At 66.7% G+C, this 26,681-nt stretch carries 27 protein-coding genes and 1 riboswitch; of the genes, 12 read left to right on the top strand and 15 right to left on the bottom strand.

The genetic code is table 11. The features are described from left to right. From BLQ71_RS21640 to BLQ71_RS21625, 4 genes are read right to left on the bottom strand one after another with little or no spacing between them, the layout of a single operon-like run. Window positions 1-1,146, bottom strand: a complete 1,146-nt coding sequence (locus BLQ71_RS21640; RefSeq protein ID WP_074623215.1) for a ferredoxin-like domain-containing protein — start codon at window positions 1,144-1,146, stop codon at window positions 1-3. Continuing rightward, entirely contained in the window at window positions 1,143-4,505 is a 3,363-nt protein-coding gene (cobN, locus tag BLQ71_RS21635; protein ID WP_074623214.1) for a cobaltochelatase subunit CobN, read from the bottom strand. Before cobN ends, BLQ71_RS21640 begins: the two co-directional genes overlap by 4 nt. 34 nt (window positions 4,506-4,539) lie before the next feature. Continuing rightward, window positions 4,540-5,595: a cobalamin biosynthesis protein CobW gene (cobW, locus tag BLQ71_RS21630; protein ID WP_043146487.1), complete on the bottom strand. Its 1,056-nt coding sequence runs from the start codon at window positions 5,593-5,595 to the stop codon at window positions 4,540-4,542. Then, complete coding sequence (locus tag BLQ71_RS21625) at window positions 5,592-6,011, bottom strand: DUF1636 family protein (protein ID WP_074623213.1); 420 nt, start codon at window positions 6,009-6,011, stop codon at window positions 5,592-5,594. The genes cobW and BLQ71_RS21625 overlap by 4 nt, the downstream gene beginning before the upstream one ends. A gap of 34 nt (window positions 6,012-6,045) precedes the next feature. Then, window positions 6,046-6,237, bottom strand: a riboswitch (cobalamin riboswitch). A 91-nt stretch (window positions 6,238-6,328) separates the two neighbouring features. On the opposite strand from BLQ71_RS21625, the gene cobO reads away from it, so the two are divergent. Genes cobO through BLQ71_RS21605 form a run of 4 tightly spaced genes read left to right on the top strand, consistent with a single transcriptional unit; the run spans window position 6,329 to window position 9,876 of the window. Further along, window positions 6,329-6,937 carry a cob(I)yrinic acid a,c-diamide adenosyltransferase gene (cobO, locus tag BLQ71_RS21620; RefSeq protein ID WP_043146488.1) on the top strand — a complete coding sequence of 203 codons (609 nt, stop codon included), beginning with the start codon at window positions 6,329-6,331 and terminating at the stop codon, window positions 6,935-6,937. A 4-nt stretch (window positions 6,938-6,941) separates the two neighbouring features. Beyond that, complete coding sequence (locus BLQ71_RS27100) at window positions 6,942-7,829, top strand: DUF1289 domain-containing protein (protein ID WP_074623212.1); 888 nt, start codon at window positions 6,942-6,944, stop codon at window positions 7,827-7,829. After that, window positions 7,826-8,434, top strand: a complete 609-nt coding sequence (locus BLQ71_RS21610; RefSeq protein WP_074623211.1) for an HAD family hydrolase — start codon at window positions 7,826-7,828, stop codon at window positions 8,432-8,434. Before BLQ71_RS27100 ends, BLQ71_RS21610 begins: the two co-directional genes overlap by 4 nt. Continuing rightward, window positions 8,431-9,876: a cobyric acid synthase gene (locus BLQ71_RS21605; protein ID WP_211318930.1), complete on the top strand. Its 1,446-nt coding sequence runs from the start codon at window positions 8,431-8,433 to the stop codon at window positions 9,874-9,876. The genes BLQ71_RS21610 and BLQ71_RS21605 overlap by 4 nt, the downstream gene beginning before the upstream one ends. 6 nt (window positions 9,877-9,882) lie before the next feature. Here the strand turns inward: BLQ71_RS21605 and BLQ71_RS21600 are convergent, their stop codons facing one another. The 4 genes from BLQ71_RS21600 to BLQ71_RS21585 are packed head-to-tail and all read right to left on the bottom strand — an operon-like array spanning window position 9,883 to window position 13,178. After that, window positions 9,883-10,860, bottom strand: a complete 978-nt coding sequence (locus BLQ71_RS21600) for a threonine-phosphate decarboxylase (protein WP_074623210.1) — start codon at window positions 10,858-10,860, stop codon at window positions 9,883-9,885. 8 nt (window positions 10,861-10,868) lie between these two features. Next, the gene (gene cbiB / locus BLQ71_RS21595; RefSeq protein WP_074623209.1) at window positions 10,869-11,804 is read right to left on the bottom strand and encodes an adenosylcobinamide-phosphate synthase CbiB; all 936 of its coding nucleotides are present in this window, start codon (window positions 11,802-11,804) and stop codon (window positions 10,869-10,871) included. Further along, the gene (locus BLQ71_RS21590) at window positions 11,801-12,589 is read right to left on the bottom strand and encodes a hypothetical protein (RefSeq protein WP_074623208.1); all 789 of its coding nucleotides are present in this window, start codon (window positions 12,587-12,589) and stop codon (window positions 11,801-11,803) included. The genes cbiB and BLQ71_RS21590 overlap by 4 nt, the downstream gene beginning before the upstream one ends. Window positions 12,590-12,593: 4 nt before the next feature. Then, window positions 12,594-13,178, bottom strand: a complete 585-nt coding sequence (locus BLQ71_RS21585; protein WP_074623207.1) for a histidine phosphatase family protein — start codon at window positions 13,176-13,178, stop codon at window positions 12,594-12,596. 45 nt (window positions 13,179-13,223) lie between these two features. On the opposite strand from BLQ71_RS21585, the gene cobU reads away from it, so the two are divergent. The 5 genes from cobU (at window position 13,224) to BLQ71_RS21560 (ending at window position 17,117) form a co-directional block, all read left to right on the top strand. Continuing rightward, window positions 13,224-13,736, top strand: a complete 513-nt coding sequence (cobU, locus tag BLQ71_RS21580) for a bifunctional adenosylcobinamide kinase/adenosylcobinamide-phosphate guanylyltransferase (RefSeq protein WP_074623274.1) — start codon at window positions 13,224-13,226, stop codon at window positions 13,734-13,736. Continuing rightward, window positions 13,733-14,740, top strand: coding sequence for a nicotinate-nucleotide--dimethylbenzimidazole phosphoribosyltransferase (gene cobT, locus BLQ71_RS21575; RefSeq protein ID WP_074623206.1), 1,008 nt, complete (start codon window positions 13,733-13,735; stop codon window positions 14,738-14,740). The genes cobU and cobT overlap by 4 nt, the downstream gene beginning before the upstream one ends. Next, window positions 14,737-15,489, top strand: a complete 753-nt coding sequence (locus tag BLQ71_RS21570) for an adenosylcobinamide-GDP ribazoletransferase (protein ID WP_074623205.1) — start codon at window positions 14,737-14,739, stop codon at window positions 15,487-15,489. The genes cobT and BLQ71_RS21570 overlap by 4 nt, the downstream gene beginning before the upstream one ends. A gap of 121 nt (window positions 15,490-15,610) precedes the next feature. Further along, the gene (locus BLQ71_RS21565; protein WP_074623204.1) at window positions 15,611-16,072 is read left to right on the top strand and encodes a MarR family winged helix-turn-helix transcriptional regulator; all 462 of its coding nucleotides are present in this window, start codon (window positions 15,611-15,613) and stop codon (window positions 16,070-16,072) included. Window positions 16,073-16,232: 160 nt separating this feature from the next. Continuing rightward, a complete protein-coding gene (locus BLQ71_RS21560) occupies window positions 16,233-17,117 on the top strand; it encodes a Hint domain-containing protein (RefSeq protein WP_074623203.1) in 885 nt (294 codons plus the stop codon). Window positions 17,118-17,124: 7 nt separating this feature from the next. Here the strand turns inward: BLQ71_RS21560 and arsJ are convergent, their stop codons facing one another. The 4 genes from arsJ to BLQ71_RS21540 are packed head-to-tail and all read right to left on the bottom strand — an operon-like array spanning window position 17,125 to window position 20,971. Then, entirely contained in the window at window positions 17,125-18,384 is a 1,260-nt protein-coding gene (gene arsJ, locus BLQ71_RS21555; RefSeq protein WP_074623202.1) for an organoarsenical effux MFS transporter ArsJ, read from the bottom strand. Between the two features lie 4 nt (window positions 18,385-18,388). Further along, window positions 18,389-19,132, bottom strand: coding sequence for a hypothetical protein (locus BLQ71_RS21550; protein ID WP_074623201.1), 744 nt, complete (start codon window positions 19,130-19,132; stop codon window positions 18,389-18,391). A gap of 16 nt (window positions 19,133-19,148) precedes the next feature. Further along, complete coding sequence (locus BLQ71_RS21545) at window positions 19,149-20,147, bottom strand: ArsJ-associated glyceraldehyde-3-phosphate dehydrogenase (RefSeq protein ID WP_074623200.1); 999 nt, start codon at window positions 20,145-20,147, stop codon at window positions 19,149-19,151. Beyond that, window positions 20,144-20,971 (bottom strand): arsenate reductase/protein-tyrosine-phosphatase family protein, encoded by an 828-nt coding sequence (locus BLQ71_RS21540; RefSeq protein ID WP_074623199.1) that lies wholly within the window; start codon window positions 20,969-20,971, stop codon window positions 20,144-20,146. Before BLQ71_RS21540 ends, BLQ71_RS21545 begins: the two co-directional genes overlap by 4 nt. A 157-nt stretch (window positions 20,972-21,128) precedes the next feature. On the opposite strand from BLQ71_RS21540, the gene BLQ71_RS21535 reads away from it, so the two are divergent. Next, window positions 21,129-22,328, top strand: a complete 1,200-nt coding sequence (locus tag BLQ71_RS21535; RefSeq protein ID WP_074623198.1) for an aminotransferase-like domain-containing protein — start codon at window positions 21,129-21,131, stop codon at window positions 22,326-22,328. Window positions 22,329-22,493: 165 nt separating this feature from the next. Then, a complete protein-coding gene (locus tag BLQ71_RS21530; protein WP_074623197.1) occupies window positions 22,494-22,790 on the top strand; it encodes a hypothetical protein in 297 nt (98 codons plus the stop codon). A 63-nt stretch (window positions 22,791-22,853) separates the two neighbouring features. On the opposite strand, the gene BLQ71_RS21525 is transcribed toward BLQ71_RS21530, so the two are convergent. From BLQ71_RS21525 to BLQ71_RS21515, 3 genes are all read right to left on the bottom strand, one after another. Next, window positions 22,854-24,254: a TRAP transporter large permease gene (locus BLQ71_RS21525; RefSeq protein ID WP_043146503.1), complete on the bottom strand. Its 1,401-nt coding sequence runs from the start codon at window positions 24,252-24,254 to the stop codon at window positions 22,854-22,856. Then, window positions 24,251-24,883, bottom strand: coding sequence for a TRAP transporter small permease subunit (locus BLQ71_RS21520; RefSeq protein ID WP_074623196.1), 633 nt, complete (start codon window positions 24,881-24,883; stop codon window positions 24,251-24,253). Before BLQ71_RS21520 ends, BLQ71_RS21525 begins: the two co-directional genes overlap by 4 nt. 117 nt (window positions 24,884-25,000) lie before the next feature. Beyond that, a complete protein-coding gene (locus tag BLQ71_RS21515; RefSeq protein ID WP_074623195.1) occupies window positions 25,001-26,017 on the bottom strand; it encodes a C4-dicarboxylate TRAP transporter substrate-binding protein in 1,017 nt (338 codons plus the stop codon). Window positions 26,018-26,445: 428 nt separating this feature from the next. Between BLQ71_RS21515 and BLQ71_RS21510 the strand changes: the two genes are divergently transcribed. After that, window positions 26,446-26,681, top strand: a 236-nt coding sequence (locus BLQ71_RS21510) for an acetyl-coenzyme A synthetase N-terminal domain-containing protein (protein ID WP_282957171.1), incomplete at its 3' end; no start/stop codon positions are given.

The following is a 26,681-nucleotide window of genomic DNA, read 5'->3' as shown; positions in this document are numbered from 1 at the left end:
TCAGGGCCTGATGAGTTCGTTGATGTCCGAAGGGGTCAGCCCGCGGCGGTGCGGCTCATCCCACGGCGCCCCCGGCATGACAAGATCGAATGCGCCGCCGCGCCCCACCAGGGTGCGGTCGGCATCGCGCGGAAAGGCACAGCCCTTGGCGCAGCCCGAGACGTGCCAGCGCTGGCCCTCGGGCACATGCGGGGCAAGGGCGCGGGCCAGGTCGCGGGTGGCGACGCTGGCCTGCGGGCAGCCGGGCGCGCCGGTGCAGGCCTCGATCCGGCGGATCGGGTCGCGCGGCGCTGTGACGAGATCCTCGTGCGCGTCCAGCGTGGGTATGCCGGGCAGGTAGAGCATCCGGAAAGGCGTCACGCGAAGCTGAGTGGCAGTTTCGGCGAGGTGGCGCAGGGCATGTGCAGTGAAGAGGCCAAAGGGGGCGGCCACGCAAAATCCAGAGGCCAGAGGTCCCGGCGCGGGGGCCGGGACGGGGTCATTCGGGATGGCATTGCCGCGCAAAGGGTCAGGCAGATCCGCACCCGCCGCGATGTGTCGCGCCATGCGCCCGCGCCCGTCACCCCCGACGCCACCGCTGTCGAGGAACCATGCCGCCAGGTCCAGCGCCAGCGGCGCCGCCTGCGCTTCGGTCACAAGACGCCCTGTGGCGCAGCCATCGGCGCGGACAATCAACCCGTCCTTCGCCGCTTCGATCCGGATGTCCCCACTGATCCCGTCCAGCCGCCGCTTGGGCCCCGGATCGACCACGAAGCCGAACTTCCCCGGCAAAGCCGCAAAGCGCGCCGCCTCCAGCCCAAGGTACAACGCCTCGGCAAGGCGTTCGGCCCGGCCATCGTCAAAGGGATCGAGGATCACGTTGCGGCGCGCCTCGCTCTCGGCATCGCCGGGCAAGAGGCCCAGCGCATCCAGCCGGGCGATCACCTGCGGATAGCCCGCCTCCGTGACCCCGCGCAGTTGCAGGTTGGCCCGGGCCGTGACCTCGACCACGCCGCTGCCAAGGCTCTCGGCAATCTCCGCCAGCCCCCGCGCCTGATCGGCGTCCAGCCGCGCAAGATGCGGGCGCACCCGCACCACCAGCTCGTCGCCCGACAGCATCGGGCGCCAGGCCCCAGGGCACCAGCCCTTGATCTCGGGGGCGCTCATTCCGCCGCCTCCAGCGCGGCGAGGATCGAGTTGCGCCGCGTCTGCCAGAGCCCCGCCGCGTGTAGGGCTGCAAACCGCGCCCGCATGGCCGCCAGTGCCTCGGGGTTGGCGTCCTGCAGGAACGCCGTCACCGCATCGTCGCCCAGCGTCGCGTTGTAAAAGAGGTCAAAGAGATGCCCCGGCACGACGTCCGCCAGTTGCGCGAAGGCGGCCATGTTTTCCAGCGTCGCCGCGATCTCTGCCGCCCCCCGGAACCCGTGGCGTTGCATCCCCGCCAGCCAGGCCGGGTTCGCCGCCCGCGCCTGCACCACTCGGGCGATCTCTTCGGTCAGACCGCGTGCGCGGGGCCGCGAGGGGTCGGTGTTGTCCATGTGATACAGCGCGGCCTTGCCCCCGGTCACACCCTGCGCCGCGGCAAAGCCCGCCTCGTGGCTGGCGTAATCCTCGGCCAGCAGAAGGTCGGTTTCCGGCAGATCCTGCAAGTGGACAAATGCCTCTGCCGCGCGCACCCGGTCCCGCAGGCCCTCGGCATCCCTTTCGCCCTCCCCCCGGTCGTAGGCCCAGGCCGAGGCCGCAAGCCATGCCTCGCCCGCGGCCTGCCGCGACCCGTCCGAATAGTCCCCGATCTGCGCCCCGATCCCGAGCCCGAAGGACCCCGGCGCCGGGCCAAAGACCCGCGCCCCGGCCCGCCCGACAAAGGGGTTCCAGTCGCGCGCCTCGTCCCGTTCGGAGAGCGCCTTGACCGCCTGGCCAAACAACACCGAAAGCGTCGGAAAGACATCGCGGAACAGGCCGGACACCCGCAGCGTGACGTCGATCCGGGGCCGCTCCAGCTCGGCGATGGGGATGATCTCGACCCCGCTCACCCGCTCGCTGCCCTGGTCCCAGACCGGGCGCACCCCCAGCAGGTGCAGCGCCATCGCAAATTCCTCGCCCGCCGTCCGCATGGTGGCCGATCCCCAGAGATCGACGATCAGCCCGCGCGGCCAGTCGCCCTCGTCCTGCAGATGCCGCCGCACCAGTTCCTCGCCCAGCTTGACGCCCTGCGCATAGGCACTGCGTGTCGGAACCGAGCGTGGATCGGTGGTAAACAGGTTGCGCCCGGTCGGCAGCACATCGGTCCGCCCCCGGTAAGGTGACCCCGACGGACCGGAAGCGATCCGCTTGCCATCCAGCGCGTCGATCAGCGCCCTGCGTTCCGACGCAACGGAGTCCGCCGCATCGAACCCGCCGCCCGCCACGGGCATACGGCCCCAGACGTGCAGCCCGTCGCCGAACTGGCTTTCCTTGACGTCGCAGACGAACCGGTCAATCCGGGTGATCGCCTCGGCGGTGCTGGCGCCGATCTCGAGGCCAAGGTCGCCTTCCACACCAACCGCCTGCGCCTCTGCCCGGATGTCCTGCATCAGCCGGTCGCGCCGCTTCGGGTCCAGCCCGTCAGCATTGGAAAACTCGTCCAGAAGGGATTCAAGCCGGGCCAGCCGTTCCGGAACCGCGGCCTCGCGCAAGGGCGGCGGCACATGGCCAAGCGTCACCGCGCCGATGCGGCGCTTTGCCTGCGCCGCCTCACCGGGGTCGTTGACGATGAAGGGATAGATCACCGGCATACCGCCTGTCAGCGCCTCGGGCCAGCAAGCCCCGGACAGCGCAACCGCCTTGCCCGGCAGCCATTCCAGCGTGCCATGCGCCCCGATGTGGATCAGCGCATCTGCCTGCCCCTGCAACCACAGGTAAAAGGCGACATAGGCATGGCGCGGCACGCGGGACAGGTCGTGGTAGTCGTCATCGCGCGTCTCGGGCGTGCCGCGTTCCGGCTGCAGCGCCACCAAAGCCCCGCCCCGTTCCAACACGCGGAAGGAAAAGAAACCGTCAACGCAATCCACGTCCGTCTCGGGCGCCCCCCAGGCATCGGCCAGATCCTGCTGCAACACCTCGGGCAGGCAAGCCAGCGCAGCCCGATAATCCTGCAGCGGCCAGGTCACGCGCGCGGCCCTCAGGTCATCGGCGGACACCCCCGCCTCGACACCGTGTCCCGCCGTGCGCAGGTCCTCCAGGATCGCCTCCGCCGACGCAAGTGCATCCAGCCCCACAGCATGGGCCAGGTTCCAGTCGCGCCCGGGATAGGTCGAAAGCACAAGCGCCAGCCGCCGGTCGCGCGCGGGCATGGCTGCCAGGCCGGTCCACCGCGCGACACGATCAGCCAGGGCCGCCACCTGAACCGCATCCACCGCATGGGCGACACGGGCGAATTGCAGATCCGGATCGCGCGCCAGAGGCTCCTTGAAGGACACGGCCCCGGCGAACAACCGCCCGTCAACCTCCGGCAACACCACGTGCATCGCAAGGTCGGCTGGCGACAACCCACGCTCCGCCTCGGCCCAGGCCGCACGCGAGGAGGTGGCCAGAGCAACCTGGAAAACGGGCACATCGCCCGCATCCAGCGGCGAGGCCCCCTCGGCCCCGCGCCCGGAAAAGGCGGTGGCATTGACGATGGCGACGGGGGCCAGATGCGCCACCTGCCGCGCCAGCCAACCCGAGGCGCCCGGCGTCTTCAAGGACGGGGCAAAGAGCCCAATCACGTCAAAGCCGCGGTCCCGCAAGGCCGCGCACAGCGCCTCCATCGGCGCCATATCCGCCGAGACGAGATACGAGCGATAGAAGACCAAACAGACCAGCGGCCCGGGCTTCTTCTTGGCGAAAATACCCTCGGGGGGGCTTGCCTCCGGCAAGCGGGGGGCAGACGGCCCCCCTCCGCCTTCGCCATCCCGCACAGCGGCCAGGACCGGGCAACAGACCCCGTGCTCCGGCAGCCAGGCGCCCACCTGGGGCAGCCCCTTGGCGCCACGCACCGGCCCGGCATAAAGCCCCGCCGCCAGCGCCATCTGCGCCAGCGCCGCCTGGGCCGCCACCGCGCCGCCCGCGTCGCAGAGATGGGCCAACCGCCGCAGGGTGGAGACCGGCAGAGTCGAAACCTCGTCCAGCCGCGTATCGACCCGCCCGTCACCGGGCAAAACGGCCAAAGCGATCCCCTTCGCCTGCGCCAGGGCAGCGATCTGCTGGATGCCGTAGGACCAATAGGGCACGCCGCCGATCAGGCGGATCAAGATGCCCTTGGCGCCCTCCAGCGTCTGTTCAACATAGGTGTCGACCGATAGCGGATGCTTCAGCGCCGCGATATTCGCCAGACGCAGGGAGGGCATCCGCCCCTCGCGCCCGCCGCCGCGCTCCCATCCCGCGGCAAAGGCGCCGAGGTCAGAATCCGAGAAGGACAGCACCACCAGGTCCGCCGGGCTTTGCGCCAGGTCGGTCGGGGTCTCGCTCTCTTCGAGTCCGTGGCTTTCGCGAAAGATGACGTGCATGGCACCGCTCCGGCGCGGCGGGGAGACCCCCGCCCTACTCTGCCGCCTCCGTGGCCACGCCCAGCACGGCACGGATCGCCTCGGGGTGGATGTCGTCATGTTCGGCGATCACGACAAGCCGACCCTGGCGGGCCTCGTCCGCTTTCCAGGGACGGTCGTACTGGTGCCGCACCCGTGCGCCCACCGCCTGCACCAGCAGGCGCATCGGCTTGCCGGCAACGCTGGCATAGCCCTTGACCCGCAGGATGTTCTGGCTCTTGGCCAGGTCCTCGATCCGCGCCACCAGGTCGGCGGGGGCGGACACCTCGGGAATGTCCACGACAATGGATTCGAAATCGTCGTGCTCGTGGTCATCGTGGTCGTCGTGGTGGCTGGGACGGGCGTCCATGTCGTCTTCTGCCGCCGCTTCCAGCCCCAGGATCACGCGCGGGTCGACGGCGCCCTCGGCCACCTCGATCACCGGTAGCGGACGCGGCGCCTCGGCGGCGATGATCTCCTTGGCCTTGGCCACGCCCTCGGGCCCCGCCAGATCCGGCTTGGTCAGCAGGATGATGTCGGCGCAGGAAATCTGGTCCTCGAAGACCTCCGACAGCGGCGTCTCGTGATCCAGCGAATCGTCCGCCAGCCGCTGCGCATCCACCTTTGCCACGTCTGGCGCGAACCGCCCCGAGGCCACCGCCTCGGCATCGGCCAGGGCGATCACGCCATCTACGGTGATCTTCGACCGAATATCGGGCCAGTCAAAGGCCTTGAGCAGTGGTTTCGGCAGCGCCAGGCCCGAGGTCTCGATCAGGATATGTTCCGGGCGCGGGTCCAGCGCCATCAGCGCCTCGATGGTCGGGATGAAATCATCGGCCACGGTGCAGCAGATACAGCCGTTGGCGAGTTCCATGATGTTTTCCGCCGGACAATCGGGGATGGCACAGCCCTTGAGGATCTCGCCATCGACGCCCACGTCGCCGAATTCATTGACCACCACGGCCAGACGCTTGCCGCCCGGGTTCTGCATCAGGTGGGTGATCAGCGTCGTCTTGCCCGAGCCCAGAAAGCCGGTGATCACGGTGACGGGAAGCTTGGCGAGATCGGTCATGTCTTGTCCTTTTCCGGCGCTTTGGCCTGTTCGGGCGGGATGCGCGCGATGCAATTGCGTTTGAAATGTTCGGGCCGCGCGCGCCAGGGGATCACCCCGTCACGGGCCGCATGATACAGCGCCACGCCCTCGGCCAGCAGGTCCGGATGCGACGCTTCGTGAAGGTTTCCGTAGACGTAGGTCCAGCGTTCCGCCCCGCCGCGCATGGCGACGGAACAGCCGTAGTCGCAGTTCTGAAGGCATTCCACCGGCGTCAGCGTGACCCCCTCGGGCATCTCGCGCGCCGCCAGCGCATCGTGCAGGCGCTGGCCCGGGCGTACGCCGCCCTCTGGCACCTCTTCGCCGCGCCGACACTTGACGCAGACCAGCAGTTCGACCGGCGCATGGCCCGCCCCCTGTTGCGTATCGTGATCCATTCCCGACCTCCTCCGGGGCACCCCGCCCGGGATTAAAGTTGCACCTGGGATGGCAGGTCTCCTGGCTCGCGGGTCGCGGCACCCCCGCGCCTTCCCGGCCGGTCTGGCCAGTGGCACGTTGCGAGGGCGCTCACCGCTTACAGTTGCGGGGGCAGCCGCGGGGTTTCACCGCGTTCCCTGTTGTCCTCCCCGGGTGCTCCGGGGAACCATCGTGTGGGCGGTGGTGCGACAGACGGGCGGACATGTCAATCGCGAAGCACGTTGACGGGGCGCGACACGGATGCAATTCCTGCCAGAATCGATCAACGGAGCGCGCAATGGACGAGATCACAACCCGCCACAACGAAAAGATGCGCCGCATCAAGGCCGCCCGCGACGAGATGATGAAGACCAAGACCGAGGAAAAAGGTCTGATCATGGTCCACACCGGCAAGGGCAAGGGCAAGAGTTCGGCCGGGTTCGGGATGATCATGCGCTGCATCGCGCATGGCATGCCCTGCGCGGTGGTCCAGTTCATCAAGGGCAACTGGGACACCGGCGAAAAGACCTTTCTCCGTGAACGCTTTGCCGATGAATGCCGGTTCTTCGTGTCCGGTGAGGGGTTTACCTGGGAAACCCAGGACCGCGAGCGAGACATTGCCGCTGCGCAGAACGGCTGGAAGATCGCCAAGGAGCAGATCCTCGACCCCGAAATCCAGTTCGTCCTGTTGGACGAGATCAACATCGCCCTGCGCTATGATTACATCGACATCGACGAGGTGGTCGAGTTCCTGCTGCACCAGAAACCGGCCATGACCCATGTCTGCCTGACGGGCCGCAACGCCAAGCCAGAGTTAATCGAGGCCGCCGACCTGGTGACCGAGATGGAGCTGCTCAAACATCCCTTCCGCGACGGCGTGAAGGCGCAGAAAGGCGTGGAGTTCTAGGCCCATGAGCCGCATGACCCGCCTGCCCCCGGCCAGCCCCTGCGTCGCCCGCTGCGTGATCGACGAGGCGTCGCAACTGTGCACGGGATGCGCCCGGAGCCTTGACGAGATCGCCTGCTGGGGCGGCGCCTCGGACGATTTTCGCGCCGGCGTCTGGGCCGCCTTGCCCGCCCGCGCCGCGAACATGGGGCTGAAGACGCGCCGCCTGTCCTGGCAGGGGGATACGCTGTTGACGGAAACGGCGCGGCGCATCGGCGAGGAAGGCGCGCGCCTCGTGGCGGGGATCTGGGGCGCATCGGGCGAGCTGTCGCGCCTGTCGGGAACCGAATGTACGGGGCAGATCGGCGACGGCGTGCTGATCCTGCGGCTGGAAAAGGCCGCGCTGCGGCTGGAGGCCGCGCGCTATCTCACCGCCTTCGAGATCGACCGCCCGGAGGCGCCGACACTGATCGCCCTTGCTGTGCCCCTGGGCCGCGCCCTGCGCGATCCCGCCCGATCCTTGACCGCGCTGGGCCCGGACGATGATGCGCTCTTGTCGCGCGATGCCGGTGGCACGCGCTTCGACCTGGGGCTGGGCAGCCGCGCCGCGCGGTTCACCGTGCGGTGCGACAAGGCGCTGGCCACAAAGCTGGCCCGGAGCCAAGGCACGGCTTGGCCGGATCACCTGTCGCGCAGCGGCCTGGCGCTTAGGGACGCCGCCCCGGTGCGCGTGATCGAGACGCCCTGCCTGCGGCTGGAAATCGACGCCGAGATCCCGCCGCCAGACGGCGCCTCTCCTGAAGGGCCGCACACGCACCTCTTGCCGGATCACGTCGCGCAGGGGTTGGAAACACCGCCGACCGTGCCCTTGCCCGCGGGCTATGTCGCAACTGCCCTGATCTACCCGCAATGACGGCTGAGCTTGTCGTCTGGGATTTCGACGGTGTCCTGAACGCCGAACCGCCCGGCCACCCCTTCGGTTGGGTGGCCGACCTCGACAGGACGCTGGGCCTGTCACCGCGCGCCTTTCGCGCCTTTCTGAACCAGCCCGGACAGGCGGCGCGGGTGCTGCGCGGCACGCTGCCGCTGGAACGGGCGCTGGCCGACTGGCTGGCGACGCAGGACACGGATGTCCGCGCCGAAACCCTGCTGGACCATTGGTTGCGGGCCGAGGACCGGCCCGATGCGCAGGTGATCGACTGGCTGGCACGCAGTCCCGGACGTGCCGTGATCGGCACCAACAACCCGGCTCCTCGGGCGGATTACATCATGGATGTCATGGGCTTGTCGGCACATGTCGAGACGATCTTCGCCTCCGGCCCGATGGGCGTGGCCAAGCCCGATCCGGGGTTCTTCGGCCAGATCGAACGCTGGTCGGGGCTGATGCCGCAAGACCTGCTTCTGATCGACGACAACCGCCAGAACCTGGCCTCCGCCGCCCGACGCGGCTGGCAGACCTTTCATTTCGACGCGCGCAACCGCAATGACCTGCCCAAGCGGCTGGGGATCGCGCCTTGAGCCGCGCGGTGATGATCCAGGGCACCGGGTCCAACGTGGGCAAGTCCATGCTGGTGGCGGGCCTCTGCCGTGCGGCGCGGCGGCGCGGGCTGTCCGTGGCCCCGTTCAAACCCCAGAACATGTCGAACAATGCCGCCGTGACCTCTGACGGCGGAGAAATCGGACGGGCGCAGGCGCTTCAGGCGCTGGCCTGCGGCCTTCCGCTGCACACCGACATGAACCCGGTGCTGCTGAAACCGGAAACGGATGTGGGGGCCCAGGTCGTCGTGCAGGGCAAGCGCCTGACCACCGCCAAGGCCCGGGACTACGCGAAGTTGAAACCGCAACTTCTTGGTTCCGTTATCGAAAGCTTCAATCGTCTCAGGTCCGCGCATGACCTGGTGATCGTCGAGGGTGCGGGCAGCCCGGCAGAGGTGAACCTGCGCAAGGGCGACATCGCCAACATGGGCTTTGCCGAGACCGCAGGCGTGCCGGTCATCCTCGCCGGAGACATTGACCGGGGCGGTGTGATCGCCCAGATCGTTGGGACCCAGGCAATCCTGCCGACCGATGACGCCAACCGCATTTCCGGTTTTCTTATCAACAAGTTTCGGGGCGATCCTCGTCTTTTTGACGAGGGTTACAAGCTGATCGAAGAGCGCACGGGCTGGCGCGGCTATGGCGTTGCCCCCTGGTTCCCCGAGGCCTGGCGCCTGCCGGCAGAGGATGCATTGGACATCCGTGCGCAAACCCGTGCCGAAGGCTTGCATGTGGTGTGCCTCTGCCTCTCGCGCATGGCCAATTTCGATGATCTCGACCCGCTCGCCCAGGAACCGGACGTGCGCCTGACCATGCTCCGGCGCGGCGAGGCGATCCCCGGCGACGCCGACCTCGTGATCCTGCCCGGCAGCAAGTCCACCCGCGGCGACCTTGCCTTTCTTCGTGAACAAGGCTGGGACGTGGACCTGATGGCGCATCACCGCCGTGGCGGTCGCGTGCTGGGGATCTGTGGCGGCTATCAGATGCTTGGCCGGGTGGTCGATGACCCGCAGGGCATCGAGGGGCCGGCGGGCCGCGATCCCGGCCTTGGCCTGCTGGAGATCGACACCGTCATGACCGCTGACAAGAGCCTGACAGAGGTCAACGCCCGCCATGCGGCCACGGGCACCACGTTCCACGGCTACGAAATCCACATCGGTCGCAGCGACGGCCCGGACCGCGCCCGCCCTTTCGCTTTTGTCGGGGACAATCCCGAAGGTGCGATCAGCGCCGATGGCCGGGTCATGGGCAGCTACCTGCACGGCATGTTCCGCGACGACCGGTTTCGCGCCGCCTGGCTGGAGGGTTTCGGGGTCGCGGCCAGCGCCTCGTATGATGCGACGGTTGAACAGACGCTGGAGGCGCTCGCCGATCACCTGGAGGCACATCTGGACGTCGAGGGAATTCTTGCCGCTGCGCGCTGAGCGCCGTCAGCCTTGTAGCACCCCCTCCAGACGCGCCCAATCGGGTTCGGACCCCGGCAGGCCCAACCGCAGCCAGCCCGCCGAGTAGGGGAAGACGCGGGTCCAGATCCGCGCCTCGGCCAACCGCTCCTGCGCGACCAGGGCATCGCCCGTCTCATAGGTTCGGAACAAGACCGTGCCCCCCACCGGGGACCAGCCCGCCGCCTCGGCCAGCGCATCCATGCGCACCGCGTCACGCGACAGCCGCGCGATCGTCTGGACTTGCCAGTCCGTATCCGCCAGCGCAGTGCATCCGGTTGCGATTGCCGGCCCGTTGACCGCCCAGGGACCGGCCAGCCGTCGCATTTCGCCCACCAACGCGGACGGGCCAAGCGCAAATCCCAACCGCAGACCGGCCAGCCCGTAGAACTTGCCGAAGGATCGCAGGACGAGGATCAGGACACCCTCGGGCAAACTGTCGAGAAAGGGAATGATCGAATATTCCGGCGCCGGGTCGGCAAAGCTTTCGTCGACCACGAGAAGGCCCACGTCCCGCGCCAGGCCGATCAGCTCTTCCGGCGTCCAGAACCGCCCATCCGGGTTGTTCGGGTTGACCACGACCCCAAGCCGCGCGCCCTTCAGGCCATCCGCATCCCCGACCTGGGTCACGGTCCAGCCCTGCGCCGTCAGCGCTCCTGCGTGTTCGTTGTAGGTGGGACCGACGACGCGGGCCTCGCCCCCGATGCCCAGACGCGGCACCAGCTGGATCGCGGCCTGCGCACCGGCGAGCGCGACGCATTCGGTGTCCTCTCCGGCCCGGTAGGTTGTCCGCGCCACAGTCTCCAAGGCAGCGAGCTCTGCCCGCGTGGGCAAGGCTGCCCATGCCCGGGCCAGCAGGTCTGGCAACGGATAGGGCACGGCATTGATCCCCGTCGACAGGTCCAGCCAGTCGCCATCGCCAAAGCGGGCCTTGGCCCGGTCCAGATCGCCGCCGTGATCGCGCATCTTTTCCCCTAGAGTATCGCCAGCCCGGTAAGGACCGCGCCGCAGAGAAACATCGCCCGGACATAAAGCGCAAGGCCCCGGGCGATGTCACGCGCCGCCGGATCGGCGGCACCTTCATTGACCCAGGGTTCCTGGGCAACGCGGTCACCGTAGACGCGCGGCCCGGACAGACGCACGCCCAGCCCACCCGCCAAGGCGGCCTCGGGCCAGCCCGCATTGGGCGAGCGGTGGCGCGCGGCGTCTTGAGACACAACTCGAAGAGACCTCCAAAACCCATTGGCAGCCAATGCAAAAACAAGCGAGGTCAAACGCGCCGGAACAAGGTTCACCAGGTCGTCCAGACGTGCGGCCACCTTTCCGAAATGCTCGTATCGTTCATTGCGATGGCCGATCATGGAGTCCATCGTGTTGATCGCCTTGTAGGCCACGATGCCGGGCAGCCCCCCCACCACGCCCCAGAACAGCGGCGCGACGATGCCGTCCGACGTGTTCTCGGCAAGGCTTTCCAGGGCCGCGCGGCTGATCCCGGCACCGTCCAGCGCACTGGGGTCACGGCCCACGATCATCGACAGGGCATGGCGCGCGGCGGGCAGATCCCCGGCCAAAAGCGGATCGCGGACGGCAGCGACGTGTTCGTACATCGAGCGCACCGCAATCAGCGGCCAGGCCAATACGCCCAGCACCAGGACCGCCGCCCAGCCCTTGCCCAGCACAACCGTCACCAGAACGGCAGGACAGACAGAGACCAGCAGGACCAACATCACGGTCAGCAAGCCCGTGGCAAACCGCCGCCGTGCACCCCCCTTGTTCAACCGCGCCTCAAGCGCTGAAATCAGCGAGCCGATCCAGACCACCGGGTGTGACAGCCGCCGGAACAGCGCCGAGGGCCAGCCCAGTGCCACGTCCAGCAGCAAGCCGATCAGCATGACCTGTGCAAAGATCATTCCGGCTCTCCCGTCATGAAGCGAAAGACCCCGGCATAGCCCGCCGCCCGCATCTGCGCCTCGGCCTCATCCGGCAAGGTTCCCGGGGCATAGATCAAGGCGCGGGCGGGGCCGGTATGGGCACGGGAATGGCCCAGCGCGCCCAGGTCCCTTGCCAGGGACTCGGTCGGGTCATCGGCAGGGCCGCGCAACGCCGTGCAGCGCCGGGCGGATTCGCTGGCCAGCGCGGCCTTGCCCGCCAATCCGGCCCCCGGCCAGTCGGCGACCAGGTCAGCCACGTCGGGAAACCGCATGTCGTTGGGGTCCGTCCGTTCCGGCGCGCCAAGGAACCCGCCAAGGATCTCGCAGTGCGGCACCGGGCCGAGTGCGTCCAGCACCTCTGCGCGTCGCGAGGCCCAGAGCAGTCGGTCGGACCCCGGCCACATCAGCGGATCGCTCGCGCCCTCGATCTGCAGGCAGGCCCGCGCCACTTCAGCGCCATCCTTCCCGGCAAGCCGGCCCAGCGCCACAAGCGCGGCGGTCGACATGCCCGCGCCGCCCCCGGGCGGGAAATCGGGTGTGATCGTGACCTGCCCCTCAAGCGTCACGCCAAGAGCCGTCAGAAAGCCCTGCACCATGTCCGGCGCCAGTACCTCGGGCGTGCCCGAAACCCGCAACGGCCCATCCCCGTGCCGCGTCACCCGGACACCCCAATCCGGGCAGACCAGCGTCACCAGGGCCACCGGCCCGTCAGGCCCCAGCCGCCCCTGCAGCCATTCCCCGAAATGCCCCGCGACAAAGACCATTGGGCTAGATCGGGCGCCAGTTGGTGGAGATCACGGAAAGACCGCCGGGATAGGCGCGCAGGCGTGTCACAGACCAGGGCGCCACTTCGAACCCCAGCGCAGGCGGCACAACGCCCAGGGCCAGCGCAATTCCCCCGCGCACCGTACCGGCATGGGCCACGACGGCGACCGGCCCATCCTGCCGCGCCTTCTCCGCCAGTTCTTTCAGAGCGGGCCGTACCCGCGCGACCATGTCGGCAAAGCTTTCGCCCCCGGGCGGACGGTGTTCGGCCAACTCCCCTGAGGTCAGCGCACCGATGTCGGGGATCTCGTCGAACCGCAGCCCGTCATGGGCGCCGAAATCCTGTTCCCAGAGGCGCGCGTCCTGTTCCAGTTCCGCCCCGGGCCAAAGCGCCTGCGCCGTCTGCCGACAACGCAGCGCCGGGCTGACCACGCGGTGCGCGACCTCTGACACGAGGGCCTGCAGAGGTGCCCACACCGCCGCCTCGCCCAGCTCTGCGGGCACGTCCATGCGTCCGCACAAACGCCCGTCATGCAGCGCGGGCGCGTGTCGAATCAACAGCAGTTCAGAGGCGTCGGGCGGCGTCATTTCGGGGCTTTTCAACCAGATCGGAACATGCTTTGTCACGACCGCATGGGAAAGTCGATCCTCATCACGGGTGGCGCACGCTCTGGCAAGAGCAGCCTTGCAGAGCGCATGACGCTCGACCTCGGGCGGCCCGCGATCTACATCGCCACCGCGCAGGCCCATGACGCCGAAATGGCCGACCGCATCGCCCTGCACCAGGCCCGCCGCGACGCGGACTGGCGGACCGTCGAGGCCCCGCGCGACCTGCTGGCCGCCCTTCGGGACACCGATGGTTCGGCGCCCCGGCTGGTCGACTGTCTGACGCTCTGGCTGACCAACCTCATGCTGGCCGAAGAGGACTGGCAGGCGGCGGTCGAGGCGCTGGCAGAGGCCCTGCCCGCGCAATCCGCGCCGGTGATCTTCGTCACCAACGAGGTCGGCGCAGGGATCGTCCCGGAAAATGCCCTGGCCCGCGCCTTTCGCGATGCGGCGGGGCTGGTCAATCAACGTATCGCCAAAGCCTGCGACGAACTCTGGTTCTGCGTCGCGGGCCACCCACTGAAAGTCAAACCCGCATGAGCACCCTGCCCCTTGCGTCGCTGGACGCGGTGACCTCTCTCGATCTTCCCGGTTACGACACGGCCGCGGCCGAGGCGGCGACAGCGCGCCAGATGCAACTGACGAAACCGCCCGGCTCGCTGGGGCGGCTGGAGGATCTGGCCGCTTTCATGGCCGGATGGCGCGGCACCGATCGCCCGGTGATCGAACGCGCGCAGGCACTGGTCTTTGCCGGAAACCACGGCGTCTGCGCGCAGGGTGTGAACCCGTTTCCGCAGGAAGTGACGGCGCAGATGGTGGCGAATTTTGCCGCCGGGGGCGCCGCGATCAACCAGCTGTGCCGGACCACGGGCGCCGAGCTGGACGTAATCGCGCTGGACCTCGACCGGCCGACGCGGGATTTCACCGATCAACCGGCGATGAGCGAAGAGGAATGCCTTGACGCGCTGCACCGGGGCGCGGCGGCGGTGGATACCGGCGCCGATATCCTGCTTTTGGGCGAAATGGGGATCGGCAATTCGACCGTTGCGGCGGCGCTGGCCCTTGCGGCCTTTGGTGGCACCGCACCGGACTGGGTCGGCCCGGGCACGGGATCGGACGCCGATGGCATGAGCCTCAAGGCGCGCGTCGTGACGAAGGCGGTCGAGAAACACGCTGCGCTGGCGCCCATGATGCGCCTTGCCGCCCTTGGCGGGCGCGAGCAGGCGGCGCTTTGCGGCGCGGTCCTTGCGGCGCGCATGGCCCGCATCCCGGTGCTGCTGGATGGCTTCATCTGCACCGCTGCGGTCACGCCGCTGTATTCCGCCGCACCCGACCTTCTGGCCCACTGCCTGATCGCCCACATGAGCCGCGAACCCGGGCACCGGCGCCTGGCCGATGCGATGGAGAAACCCCCGTTGCTGGATCTTGGCATGGCACTTGGCGAAGGTTCTGGCGCGGCGCTGGCGCTCGCGATCGTGAAGGGCGCGCTGGCCTGCCACAACGGCATGGCCACCTTCGCCGAAGCGGGTGTCTCGGACGCATGAGCCTGCGCCGCCGCATCGACGAGCTGCGGCTGGGGATGATGATGCTGACCCGCCTGCCGATGGGACGGCTGGATGATCCGGCGCCGACACTGGCACAGGCGCGGTGGAGCTTTCCACTGGCCGGTCTGCCGCTGGGGCTTGGGGCCTGGGCGATCCTGGCCGGTCTTCAGGCGCTGAACCTGCCTCCGCTGGCCACGGGCTTTGCCGTGCTGGCGGTGCTGGCCGCACTGACGGGCGGGCTGCACCATGACGGCTTTGCCGATTTCGCCGACGGCATGGGGGGGCGTGACCGGGCGCACCGGCTGGAGATCATGCGCGACAGCCGGGTCGGCAGCTACGGTGTGATCGCACTGATCCTTGCCACCGGGCTTGGAGCCTCTGCGCTGAGCGCCTTGCCCGCGACCGCATGGGCAGGCATGTTGCTGGTCAGCACGGCCAGCCGCCTGGCGATGCTGATCCTGCTGGACCTCATGCCGCCCGCCCGGCACGACGGGTTGGGACAAATGGCCGCCACAGACCGGGTCGCCGCGCCCTGGCGCATGTGGCTGCCGGGCGGTCTTTTGACGCTCTGCGCGGCGCTTGCCACCGGCATGGCCGCCCTGCCTGTGCTGATTGCAATGATGCTGGCCGCTGCCTGGGTCGCCTGGCGGGCCCGCAAGCTGCTGGGAGGACAGACCGGCGACGTGCTGGGGGCGGCACAACTGTCCAGCGAGACAGCGGGCTGGCTGGTTCTGGCCGCCGTGCTCTAGACCCGGTCGGGTGCTCGAAATCTGGGCAGGTCTGTCAGGCCTGGTAATTGCGCCTGCGCCCTCATTGCAACTGCAACGAGGACAGGGCTACACTGCGCCCAGACTGATACGGGACCCCGCGATGACCAAACCCTTGCCAGAGTTCGACCTTTCAGGCTTTACCCCCTACCGGCTGGCGGTTGCGGCCGAAAAGACATCAGAGGCGCTGGCCCGCCAATACCGCGAGCGCTTTGGCATCTCGATCCCCGAATGGCGGGTGCTGGTCCACCTGGCCCAGCCGCTGGACGGGCGCGGCACCGTCTCTGTCCGCGACATCGAAGCCCGCGTGGCGATGGAGAAAAGCAAGGTCAGCCGCGCGGCCAGCCGGCTGGAGGCCGCGGGCTATATCGAAAAGGCCGCCGATGCGGGTGACAGGCGTTTGGTGCGTCTTGCCCTAACCGGCAAGGGGCACGCGCTCATGGCAGAGCTGCTGCCGCTGGCCAAAACCTACCAGGCGGAACTGGAACGCCGCCTGGGCGACACGCTGGCCGATTTCGAGGCCGGGTTGGATCGACTTCTGGACACGCTGCCCCCCGACCTGTGATGCCGCCGCCCCTGTTCCGCGGCCACTACGGCGCGCACTGTTGCGCAGTCAAATTCTATTTCGTTAAAATTGTGACATAAGCCCCTTAATTCATTGGGGTAATTTTCTAGGCTACGAATTTGTAGTGACCTAGCCTGTCCCTGAATGAAAGGGACCGCACATGGCAGATCTTGCAGCAGACGGCGTCTTGACCTTCACGGCAACCGATACGGGCACGACCCTGTCGCCGCTGACGGGCTATGTCTACACGCCCTCACTGGCGACGGTGAACGACTCCAACAACGACGACAACATCGATTCCTTGGATTACTACGGGCTGATCACCACCGGCTATTCCGGCTACACGATCAACATCGGTGGCAATTACTACGCGATCTTCACCAACGGGTTGGGGGAATACTATATCCCCTTCGATTCCTCGCAGGAGGATCTGTCGGCGCTGACCCTCTCTGCCGTGACCCAGGCCATCACCCAGACCGGCGATGATGCCAATGTCTACAACTGCTTCCTGACCAGAACCCGCATCGCAACGCCGGACGGCCCTCGCCGGATCGAGACGCTGGCGCATGGCGACCTGGTCCTTGCCGCCGATGGCCGCGCATTGCCCCTGCGCTGGCTGGCCCGGATGGAGGTCCGCCCCCAGGCGGTGAACAAACCCATCGGGCGGCTGCCGATCCGTATTGCCGCTGGCGCCCTCGGCAGTGGCTTGCCCAAGCGCGACCTCTATGTCTCGCCCGATCACGCGCTGGTGCTCGACGGGATGCTGGTCAACGCCTCGGCCCTGATCAACCATTCGGACATCAGGATGATGCGCGCCTCGGAAGCGCCGGCAAGCTTTACGTACTGGCACGTGGAACTGGATGCCCATGAGATCATCCTTGCCAACGGCATCCCGACCGAGAGCTTTGTCGACTATGCCCGCCGCGACGGGTTCGACAACTACGACGAATACCTGGCGCTGAACGGCTGTGACCGGCTGATCCGCGAGATGCCCCTGCCCCGGATCTCGTCGCGGCGCCAGCTGTCACCGGTCCAGGTCGCCTGACCAACCCTCACAGGGCGCGCAACCGCGCCGCGCCCAACGCGCTGAGGGCCACCATGACAGCCGCCGTTGCCAGGCACAAAGGCAACCCGCCGACCTGGTAGCTGAGCCCCGACAAGAGCGTACCCAGCAGGCGCCCCGTTGCATTGGCCATGTAGTAGAAACCGACGTCCATCGTCACCCGCTCGCCCCTGGAAAAGGCCAGGATCAGGTAGGAGTGCAGCGAACTGTTGACCGCGAATAGCGCGCCGAAGACCAGCAGCCCGGCAATGATCGTCGCCGTCAGCCAGGGCGCCGGGTCGCCCGCCGCCAGCACCAGGACCGCCAGCACCGCCGGAATCACCGTCAGCGACAAGGCCCAGCCCCGGGCCGCGCCCACGATCTCTGCCGCCGGACGCGTGGCGGCGCGCAGGGCCTTCGGCGCATAGGCCTGGACCGCGCCGTAGAGGATCGTCCAGACCGCCATGAAGCTGCCGATGGTGAAAAAGGCGATGCGGTTGCCCTCTTCGCTGCCGTCCGACAGCACCGCGTAGAAATAGACCGGGATGCCGACGACGAACCAGACATCGCGCGCGCCGAACAGGAACACCCGCGCCGCCGACAGCCAATTTACGCTGCGGTCCTTGGAAAAGACCTCCTTGAACTTGGCGCCCTTCTTGCCGGTGGGCAGGCCCGAGGGCATCCGCAAGGCCACCGCCAGCAGCACCGCACCCAACACCGCCGCCATGCCCAGCACCGCCGGGACAAAGCCGAACAGCGCCAGCAGCGCCGCGCCGGTCAAAAAGCCCAGCCCCTTGATCGCGTTCTTGGACCCGGTCAGAATCGCGACCCAGCGAAACAGCCCGCCCTGCCCGCTTGGCGCCAGCAGCTTGACCGCCGATTTCGCCGACATCTTGGACAGGTCCTTGGCCACGCCGGACAGGCCCTGCACCGCCATGACGAAGACCACCGAGGCAGTCAGGCTCCACGCCGGGTCCAGCTGGGCCAGCGCCAGCAGGGCGATGACCTGCAGCGACAGGCCCGCGTAAAGCGTCGAGGTCAGCCCGAACCGCGCCGCGATCCAGCCCGCCGAGAGGTTGGTGACGATGCCTGCGAATTCATACAGCAGGAACAGGTAGGCCAGCTGCACCGGCGAAAAGCCCAGCGTGTGGAAATGCAAAAGCACCAGCATCCGCAGCGCCCCGTCGGTAAGCATGAAGGCCCAGTAGGCGGCGGTCACGGCGATATAGGCCGCGAACCCCTGCGGCCGGGCTTGGGTGGCGTCACTCATGGCGTCAGCGTTTCTCGTATGTGAATTCCGTCCCGTCGCGTGCACTGCGCAGGCGCAGACGGTCAGGGCTTTGGTCAAGGATCACCCAGCACAGGTGTTCGCCGTCGTCGAAGGCAACGCTCAGGTGCGGGCCCGGCAGATCCCGGCATTCGGACAGGATGTCGAAAGGCCCGCTTCTGATCGGAACATCCTGCAGGGTCTCGGCAAGGCGCGTGTCGTCGAAGATCAGCCCGGACCCGGGTCGCGCAACATCCCGCCAGGAGCCGGCAAGCACCTCAACCATCCGGGTGTATTCATCCTGCGCCCGCACCTCCAGATCCAGCAAGGTCGCCCGCGCCGATGTCCCGGTCTCATCCAGTACCTCGACCGTCGCCAGGACAGAGGTCCATTCCGGCTCCATCAAGAGGGCCAACAGCAGGTCCGGATCGCCAGTGCCATCATCCGCGATCACGTAGCGGGTGCCCCCGGACAGGATTGTGCAGACGGCCACGTTCAGGTCGGGATCGGCGCCGCAGGTTTCGATCATTCCGGCAATGGTGCGCTTGCCCAATGACGCCGCGCCATCCGCCTGTGCCCGGAACAGGTAGTGGCCCCTATCCGCCATCCTGCCGTTCACCCATTCGGACCCGAAACGCAGAAAGCCCCCGCCAACGACCGTCGCTACGCTCTGGCCTACCGTGTAGGAAAGCCCCTCGGCGCAGGCCGATGTGCCCAGGAATGCCATGACCAGGCTGGCTGCAACGCGCATCCGACCTTCTCCGCGGTTAGAGCGAGGCACCGACCATATGGGCCACGTCCACAAGCCGGTGCGCATAGCCCCATTCATTATCATACCAGGCATAGATTTTCACCTGTGTGCCGTTGACCACCATCGTCGAGGGCGCATCCACGATCGAACTGCGCGGGTCGTTGGTGTAGTCGGTCGAAACCAGCGGACGCTCCTCGTAGCCCAGGATGTCCTTCAGTCCGCCTTCGGACGCGGCCTTGAAGAGGGCGTTGACCTCCTCTGCCGTCGTCTCGCGCTCCACCTCGAAAACGCAGTCGGTCAGCGAGGCGTTCAGCAGCGGCACCCGCACCGCGTGGCCATTGAGGCGGCCCTTGAGTTCGGGATAGATCAGCGTGATAGCCGTGGCGCTGCCGGTCGTGGTGGGGATCAGCGAGTTCAGCGCAGACCGCGCGCGGCGCAGGTCCTTGGCAGGGCGGTCCACGATGGTCTGGGTATTGGTGACGTCATGGATCGTGGTGATCGAGCCGTGCCTGATGCCCAGGTTCTCGTGGATCACCTTGACCACCGGGGCGAGGCAGTTGGTCGTGCAGGAGGCCGCCGTGACGATCCGGTGCTGTTCCGCGTCATAGATGTCATCATTGACGCCGTAGACAATGTTCACGGCGCCGCCGTCCTTGACCGGGGCCGACACGACCACCTTTTTCACGCCCCGTTCGAAATAGGGCGCAATCCGCTCTGCCGTCTTGAAATAGCCGGTGCAGTCGATGACCACATCCACCCCTTCCAGCGGCAGGTCCGCCAGGTCACGCGTGCCGAACACCGGGATGCGGGTGCCGTCGATGGTGATGCTGTCGCCATCCGCGCTGAACGCTGCGTCCCAGCGGCCATGCACGGTGTCGAATTCCAGCAGATGAGCATGCATGGCCGGATCGCCCACCGCGTCGTTGAGAAAGGCGATCGTGTCCCCCGCCTCCAGCATGGGTTTCACGATCAGCTTGCCGATGCGGCCAAGCCCGTTGATGGCGTAGGTGGTCATGCGAAGTCTTCCGTTCTTGCGATGTCGTCGATCCGGGCCTGCAGGCTCTCGCGATCCAGTGTGCCGATGGGCAGGGCCGTGAAGGCCTGGATGCGGTTTTTCAGGGCGCCGTAGACCTGTTGAAAGGCCAGATGTCTTTCCGCCTCGGTGCCGGTCGCCTTGACCGGGTCGGGCTGACCCCAGTGGCCGGTCATCGGCTGGCCCGGCCAGGGCGGGCATTCCTCGTTCGCCGCCCGGTCACAGACGGTAAAGACGAAATCCAGTTGCGGCGCGCCCTCGCCCTGGAATTCGGACACGTTCTTGGCCCGCAGGTCGGACACGTCATGCCCCTTGTCCTGCAAGACCTGCAGCGCCTGGGGGTTCAACTCACTATAAGGATTGGTCCCTGCCGAGAAGGCGCGAAAACGTCCTCCGGCGAGGTCACGCAGCAGGGTTTCGGCAAAGATCGACCGGGTAGAGTTGCCGGTGCAGATGAACAGGACGTTGTAGGTGCGATCAGCCATTTCGCGCTCCGTCAGGGATGTTGGCAGGCAAAGATCCGGGCGGCCACGGCAGCAATCCGCCCAGAGATAGGTCAACAGCCGCCCCGCGCCCTCGGTATCGGCGGCGTACATCAGCGAGGTCCCGTGCCGGGACTGAGTTACAAGACCCGCGCTACGCAATTGTGACAAAGCCGCCGAAAGCGTCGAGGGCGCCAGGTCCAGCGCCAAGGCGATCTCTCCGGCGGGAACGGCATCCGGAAAACGCCGCATCACCAGGCGAAACACGTCCAGACGACGGCCGTGGGCAAGAGCGGCAAGGGCGTTGAGCGATTCAGATTTCATATTTCCGGAAATACGGAAATACAGACCTTGCGACAAGCCCTATTTCCGATTTTCCGGAAATAGGCGGGTGGACCATTTTGACAGACGGTTGGCGCCCGTTAACCAAAGCATGTTAGGGGACCCGCATATTCGCCTCTTGTCTGACCGGAGAAAGCCCATGCCCGGACGCGCGCCCCTTGCCCGCTGGCTGAACGACACCAACGATGTGACCCAGACCTTTCTGGCCGCCGGACAGATTCCCGACCTCGTGAACCTGGCGGGCGGGTTGCCCGATCCGTCGACCTGGCCGGTTTCTGACCTGTCGGATTTCGCAGGCCGCGTCGTGACCGAACACACCGCCGAGGTGCTGGGCTATTCGCCCATTGACGGGCTGCCCGACCTGCGCGACCGCATCGCGGCAGAGTTCAGCCACGGCGACCTGAACCTGACCCGGGACAACGTGCTGATCACCACCGGCGGGATGCAGGGGCTGGACCTGCTGGGCAAGGTCTTTCTCGACCCCGGTCAGACCATCGCGGCGCAGTCCCCGGCCTACCTGGGCGCCATCGACGCCTGGAAGCCGCGCGCGCCGCAGTATCGTGCGATGGTGATGGAGGCCAATGACTTCGACGCAGAGGCCGCCATGACCGGGGCCCAGTTCGCCTACACAGTCCCCAATTTCTCGAATCCTTCCGGACGGCTGGTGCCAGAGGATCAGCGCCGCGCTCTGGTGGCGGCGGCAGAGGCGACGGGCTGCTGGCTGGTCGAGGATGATCCCTATGGACACCTCTACTACGACGGCGCCCCCCTGCCCCCGATGCTCGAGCTCTCCGCCAACGGGGCCGAGGTCTATAACGGGCCAGTCGTCTACCTTGGCACATTCTCGAAACAACTGGCTCCGGGCCTGCGTGTCGGCTGGGTCATCGCCGCGCCAGAGATCATCGTGGCCATGACCACGGCCAAGCAGGGCTCGGACATGTTCACCAGCGGGCTGTGCCAGCGCGTTGCGCTGGAGGCGATGGAACGTGGCCTTCCGGAACAGTTGCTCCCCGGTATCCTGGATCTCTACCGCACCCGGCGCGATGCGCTATGCGAGGCGATGCAGGCAGAACTGTCGGACCTTTTCACCTGGCAAGTCCCCGAGGGCGGCATGTTCGTCTGGGCCGTGGCGCGCGACCCGGCTCTGGACACCGACCGGCTCATGAAAACCGGGCTGGAGCACGGTGTCTGCATCTCGCCCTCCAGCGTCTTTGACCCGATGGGACAGGACCGGCGTGCGATCCGGGTGAATTTTACGCTCAACCCGCCCGACGTCCTGGCCGAGGGAATCCGCCGCCTGGCAAGAGCGACACGAACAGAATTGAGACGGGCCGCCTGACTCTCCCCCTGGCACCGAAACCGCTTTTGCGCCCGCCGCCTTCGAGGCGGCGGATTGCTGCTTGTGTCAATCACACCCTAACGAATTCCATTTATTAAATATAAATCTTTTTGCATATCACTTGGGCGCACCAACGCCCAAGCCTGTATGAGAAGGAGCAGTGAATTGACAGCCAAGACGACGCTTGCCGCGGCCATCGGAATTGCACTGATGTCGGCGCCGGTTCAGGCCGAACACGCCAACCCCTGGGCGGATGAGGATGACACGGTTCTGGCCAAGAACCACGACACCAACCAGGCGCGCAGCATCGGGACGCCGGGTGAGGACGAGATGCGCGGCATGATGAACCGCCGGGCACATGGCAAGCTGGACGACCCACGGGGCGGCGGCGGAGTGGCTGGCGTCGCCTCCGGTCGGGCTGGAGGAGATACCGGAGGCGGAAACGGCAAAGGACGCCGTTGACCTGCCGAGAACTGAAAGGGACCCGCGCCACCAGGCGCGGGTCTTGCATTTACGGCTTCTTTATCAGGCCAGTGAGGGCAGCCAGAGCACGATCCCCGGAAAGGCCACCAAGAGCGCGATGGTCACCGCGTCGGCCACGAAGAACGGCGTCACGCCGCGGAACACGTCCTGCACCGACAGCTCTGGCCGCACGCCAGCCACCACGAAACAGTTCAATCCAATGGGCGGTGTAATCAGGCAGAACTCGGCCATCTTGACCACCAGGATGCCGAACCAGACCGCGCACATCGGCCCCGACATTCCAAAGGCCGCCTCTTCGGCGCTGACGAACATTCCGCCATTCAACGCCATGACCGCCGGGTAGACAACCGGCAGCGTCAAGAGCAGCATCCCGATGGCATCCATGAACATCCCAAGCACCGCGTAGGCCAGCAGGATGCAGATCAGGATCAGCATCGGCGAATAGGGCAAGGCGGTCAGCCAGTCGGAAAACGCCGAGGGCAGATCGGCGAACCCCAGGAAGCGCACGTAGATCAGCACGCCCCAGATGATGGTGAAGATCATGATCGACAGTTTCGCCGTCTCGACCAGCGCGTCCTTCAGCTCGCGCAGGCGCATGCCACGCCAGAGCGCCATCAGGAAGACGATGAAGGCACCGATGGCGCCGCCCTCGGTCGGCGTGCCCCAGCTGTCCCCGCCGAACGGATTGTAGACGAAGAAGATAATGATGACGACCACCGCCACGATGGGCAGCGCGGGCGGCAGGCTGACCAGCCTCTCGCGCCAGGTAAAGCCGCCGACCGGGGGACCAAAGCCCTTGATGGTCAGCGCCAGCCCGATGATCAGCAATGCGTAGACCAGGGCCGAGAACATGCCCGGAATGAACCCGGCCAGCAGCAGGCGCCCCACGTCCTGTTCGACGATGATCGCGTAAATCACCAGGATCGCCGAGGGCGGGATCAGCGATGCCAGCGTTCCCCCCGCCGCCACGACGCCCGCCGCAAAGCGTTTGTCATACCCCACCTTCAGCATCTCGGGGATGGCGATACGGGCAAAGACCGCCGCGGTCGCGACGCTGGCCCCCGACACGGCGGCAAAGCCCGCAGTGGCAAAGACGGTGGAGACCGCCAGCCCGCCCGGCACCCAGGCGATCCAGCGTTTCGCGGCCTCGAACAGGGCGCGCGTCAGTCCCGCGTAATAGGCCAGGTAGCCGATCAGGATGAAGGTGGGAATAAGGCTCAGCGCCTGTGACGCCACCTTGCCATGCGGCACCTGCCCGGCGGTCTTGACCGCAACGGTCAGGGCCCAGCCGAATTCCTCCGGGTCGTAGCCCTTTTTCGACCAGAAGATCCAGATCAGCCCGGCCAGTCCGGCCAGGGCCGCGGCAAAGGCCACACGCATCCCGAGGACCACCATGACCAGCAAGCCGCCGGTGACCCAGAGGCCAATTTCAATCGACGTCATGTATCGTGCCCCTGTACCTGGTCGGCCTCGGCCGCCGCCTGTTCCGCCGCGGACATCACCAACGGCACCGCCACCGGCTCGCTCTGCCCCAGGACGATCGCCCGCCCATAGGCCACCAGTTGCACCACCAACCGCAGCGAGATCACGGCAAAGGCCACCGGCACCACCAGTTTCGCAGGCCAGATCGGCAAGCCGATGTCGATCGAACTGTCACGGCTCCAGTTCGGGGCGCTGAAATCGAAACTGCGGTCGAAATGGGCCCAGGTGCCCCAGACCAGCAGCACCATCAGCACGAGGATCAGCAGCGTCGTGATGAACTCGGCGATCCAGAGCGCACGGCCCCTGAGGACGCCGATGACGATGTCCATCCGGATATGCCCGCCAACGCGTTGAACGTAGGAAATGCCGAAAATGGCGATGAAAGGCATCGCCGCCTCGATCCAGTCGACGTACCCCCGAAGCGGCTCGTTGAAGAAATTGCGGCCCGAGACGGAAATCACCGCCAGGCACATCAGCGCAAAGGCCCCGACGCCGGAAACCAGCGCCATGCCCCATTCGACCCGCGCAAGCGCACGGTCCAGCCGCGACAGCAGGCTGTCATCTTCGAGGACGGAGGCATGTCCCGCCATCGCTCACCTCTCATGTCCGGAGAAACGCAGGCCCCAGCCCCATGTCGGAACCTCCGGCCGGATCACGAAGACCCGGCGGGAGGCCCCGGCGCAAGGCCGGGGCGCGATGGGCCCGCCTCAGTTGGAGGCGCGCGCCTTTTCGAGGGTCGAGAACACCAGATCATAGAGTTCCTTTGCGGGCAGGCCACGCGCATTCATGTCCTGGATCCAGGCATCGTGCAGCGGCTGACCGGCGACCTGGCGGAACTTGGCCAGCTCGTCGTCGGTGATCATGACCTTCTCAACGCCCTTTTCCTCCAGCACCTCGTCCCAGCGCTGCAGCAGCTTGCCGTAGTTCTCGAGGTAATAAGCGATCGCCTCGTCCACGGATTCGTCCAGCGCCTGGCGCTGGTCGTCAGGCAGCGAGTCATAGGCGTCGATGTTGACCACGATGGGGCAGTTGACGGTGCCCGGGTTCAGGTTGGCCGTCCACCAGTCCGCCTGGTTGATCGTGCCGAAGGAGAGGTGCGCATGCTGGGCAAAGGCCACCGTGTCCACGACGCCCGAGTCCATCGCCTGGTAGGCTTCGGACGAGGTCACGCTGGTCGGCACACCCCCCACTGCGCTGAACGCCTTGCCAAGGCCGCCGGTGGCGCGCACCCGCATGCCGTCGAACTCGGTCAGCTCGTCGCGCGGCTCTCCGGTGCCCACGAGGTTGTATTGCGGCATGGGCGAGGTCATCAGCATTCGGGCGTTCCACTGCGCCATTTCCTCGGCCACCGCCGGATGGTCATAGATGGCATGGCTGACGGCCACTTCCTCTTCCAGCGTGGACACGCCCAGGAAAGGCAGTTCCAGCACGGTGATCGCGCGGTTCTTGTCGGGATGGTAGCCGGCGCAGAACTGGGCCATCTCGAAAGCGCCGATGGAAATTCCGTCGAGGTTCTCGGTGTTCTTGGACAGGCCACCGTAGGAAATGTTCATGGTGAAGGCACCACCGGTCTTTTCCGAGACCAGTTCGGCGATCTTGTGCAGGTGCTCGGTAAAGGCGCGACGCGAGCCCCAGGTCGAGACGTTCCATTCCGTCGCGGCGGCCTGTGTGGCCAGGGTCGCGGCAATGGTCGTCGCCAGCAGTTTTGCAGTGATGTTGGACATATGATCCTCCCCTATGTGTCCAGCGGTATTCTCCGCCTCGCCGGGAGGTTAGTCGAATGCCCCCGCGGTTCAAGGGCCTTGGGCCAAAAGGGGATTCGCATTGGCGAGCGCTAACAATCGGTATACATCGGCATACCGCATCCTTTTGTCACACCTGCTCCGCCAAGCGCGACAACCACAAGATGCACAATTGGCGGTCAGACGCCCCTACAAAGTGCTGACCGAGGCGTCATTAAAACAAGGGGCTTAGCGGCTCGCGGGCAAATTTGTTTACGATTTGCAGGCTATCTGTGAAAACTATTTACAGCTAAATCATTCATAACGCTAACAATATTTATTTCTTTTCCGTTTCGGGTATTATCCCACTTGAACGCGGTGACGCTAGGGAATGGCGTGCCGCCGGATCAAAACGGAGAGGGAGCTCCTTCATGACCGAACAGACCACACCCGAGACAGCCACCCCCGTCTATCCGCCCTCGGCCGAACTGGCGGCCAAGGCCCACGTCGACCTTTCGCGGTATGATCAGATGTACGCGGCCTCGGTCAGCGATCCGGCGGCCTTCTGGGCGGAGCAGGCGCAGCGGCTGGACTGGATGAAGCAGCCGAGTGAGATCAAGAACACCGATTTCACCCTCGGCCAGGTCAAGATCGAGTGGTTCCGCGA

The sequence above is a fragment of the Antarctobacter albus genome (genome assembly GCF_900101505.1).
GTDB lineage: Bacteria > Pseudomonadota > Alphaproteobacteria > Rhodobacterales > Rhodobacteraceae > Antarctobacter > Antarctobacter albus.
The sequence above is the reverse complement of the archived record's forward strand: the minus strand, read 5'-3'. Positions and strand labels throughout refer to the sequence as shown.

Coding starts and splice junctions, on each gene's coding strand:
- arsJ (WP_074623202.1), bottom strand. CDS start 18,384: ATGAGTGACGCCACCCAAGCCCGGCCGCAGGGGTTCGCGGCCTATATC.
- cobW (WP_043146487.1), bottom strand. CDS start 5,595: ATGACCGATCTCGCCAAGCTTCCCGTCACCGTGATCACCGGCTTTCTG.
- BLQ71_RS21640 (WP_074623215.1), bottom strand. CDS start 1,146: ATGAGCGCCCCCGAGATCAAGGGCTGGTGCCCTGGGGCCTGGCGCCCG.
- BLQ71_RS21570 (WP_074623205.1), top strand. CDS start 14,737: ATGAGCCTGCGCCGCCGCATCGACGAGCTGCGGCTGGGGATGATGATG.
- BLQ71_RS21610 (WP_074623211.1), top strand. CDS start 7,826: ATGACGGCTGAGCTTGTCGTCTGGGATTTCGACGGTGTCCTGAACGCC.
- BLQ71_RS21550 (WP_074623201.1), bottom strand. CDS start 19,132: ATGCGCGTTGCAGCCAGCCTGGTCATGGCATTCCTGGGCACATCGGCC.
- BLQ71_RS21625 (WP_074623213.1), bottom strand. CDS start 6,011: ATGGATCACGATACGCAACAGGGGGCGGGCCATGCGCCGGTCGAACTG.
- BLQ71_RS21515 (WP_074623195.1), bottom strand. CDS start 26,017: ATGTCCAACATCACTGCAAAACTGCTGGCGACGACCATTGCCGCGACC.
- BLQ71_RS27100 (WP_074623212.1), top strand. CDS start 6,942: ATGAGCCGCATGACCCGCCTGCCCCCGGCCAGCCCCTGCGTCGCCCGC.
- BLQ71_RS21565 (WP_074623204.1), top strand. CDS start 15,611: ATGACCAAACCCTTGCCAGAGTTCGACCTTTCAGGCTTTACCCCCTAC.
- BLQ71_RS21545 (WP_074623200.1), bottom strand. CDS start 20,147: ATGACCACCTACGCCATCAACGGGCTTGGCCGCATCGGCAAGCTGATC.
- BLQ71_RS21600 (WP_074623210.1), bottom strand. CDS start 10,860: ATGCGCGATCACGGCGGCGATCTGGACCGGGCCAAGGCCCGCTTTGGC.
- cobT (WP_074623206.1), top strand. CDS start 13,733: ATGAGCACCCTGCCCCTTGCGTCGCTGGACGCGGTGACCTCTCTCGAT.
- cobN (WP_074623214.1), bottom strand. CDS start 4,505: ATGCACGTCATCTTTCGCGAAAGCCACGGACTCGAAGAGAGCGAGACC.
- cbiB (WP_074623209.1), bottom strand. CDS start 11,804: ATGATCTTTGCACAGGTCATGCTGATCGGCTTGCTGCTGGACGTGGCA.
- BLQ71_RS21525 (WP_043146503.1), bottom strand. CDS start 24,254: ATGACGTCGATTGAAATTGGCCTCTGGGTCACCGGCGGCTTGCTGGTC.
- BLQ71_RS21585 (WP_074623207.1), bottom strand. CDS start 13,178: ATGACGCCGCCCGACGCCTCTGAACTGCTGTTGATTCGACACGCGCCC.
- cobO (WP_043146488.1), top strand. CDS start 6,329: ATGGACGAGATCACAACCCGCCACAACGAAAAGATGCGCCGCATCAAG.
- BLQ71_RS21590 (WP_074623208.1), bottom strand. CDS start 12,589: ATGGTCTTTGTCGCGGGGCATTTCGGGGAATGGCTGCAGGGGCGGCTG.
- BLQ71_RS21520 (WP_074623196.1), bottom strand. CDS start 24,883: ATGGCGGGACATGCCTCCGTCCTCGAAGATGACAGCCTGCTGTCGCGG.
- cobU (WP_074623274.1), top strand. CDS start 13,224: ATGGGAAAGTCGATCCTCATCACGGGTGGCGCACGCTCTGGCAAGAGC.
- BLQ71_RS21540 (WP_074623199.1), bottom strand. CDS start 20,971: ATGAAATCTGAATCGCTCAACGCCCTTGCCGCTCTTGCCCACGGCCGT.
- BLQ71_RS21535 (WP_074623198.1), top strand. CDS start 21,129: ATGCCCGGACGCGCGCCCCTTGCCCGCTGGCTGAACGACACCAACGAT.
- BLQ71_RS21560 (WP_074623203.1), top strand. CDS start 16,233: ATGGCAGATCTTGCAGCAGACGGCGTCTTGACCTTCACGGCAACCGAT.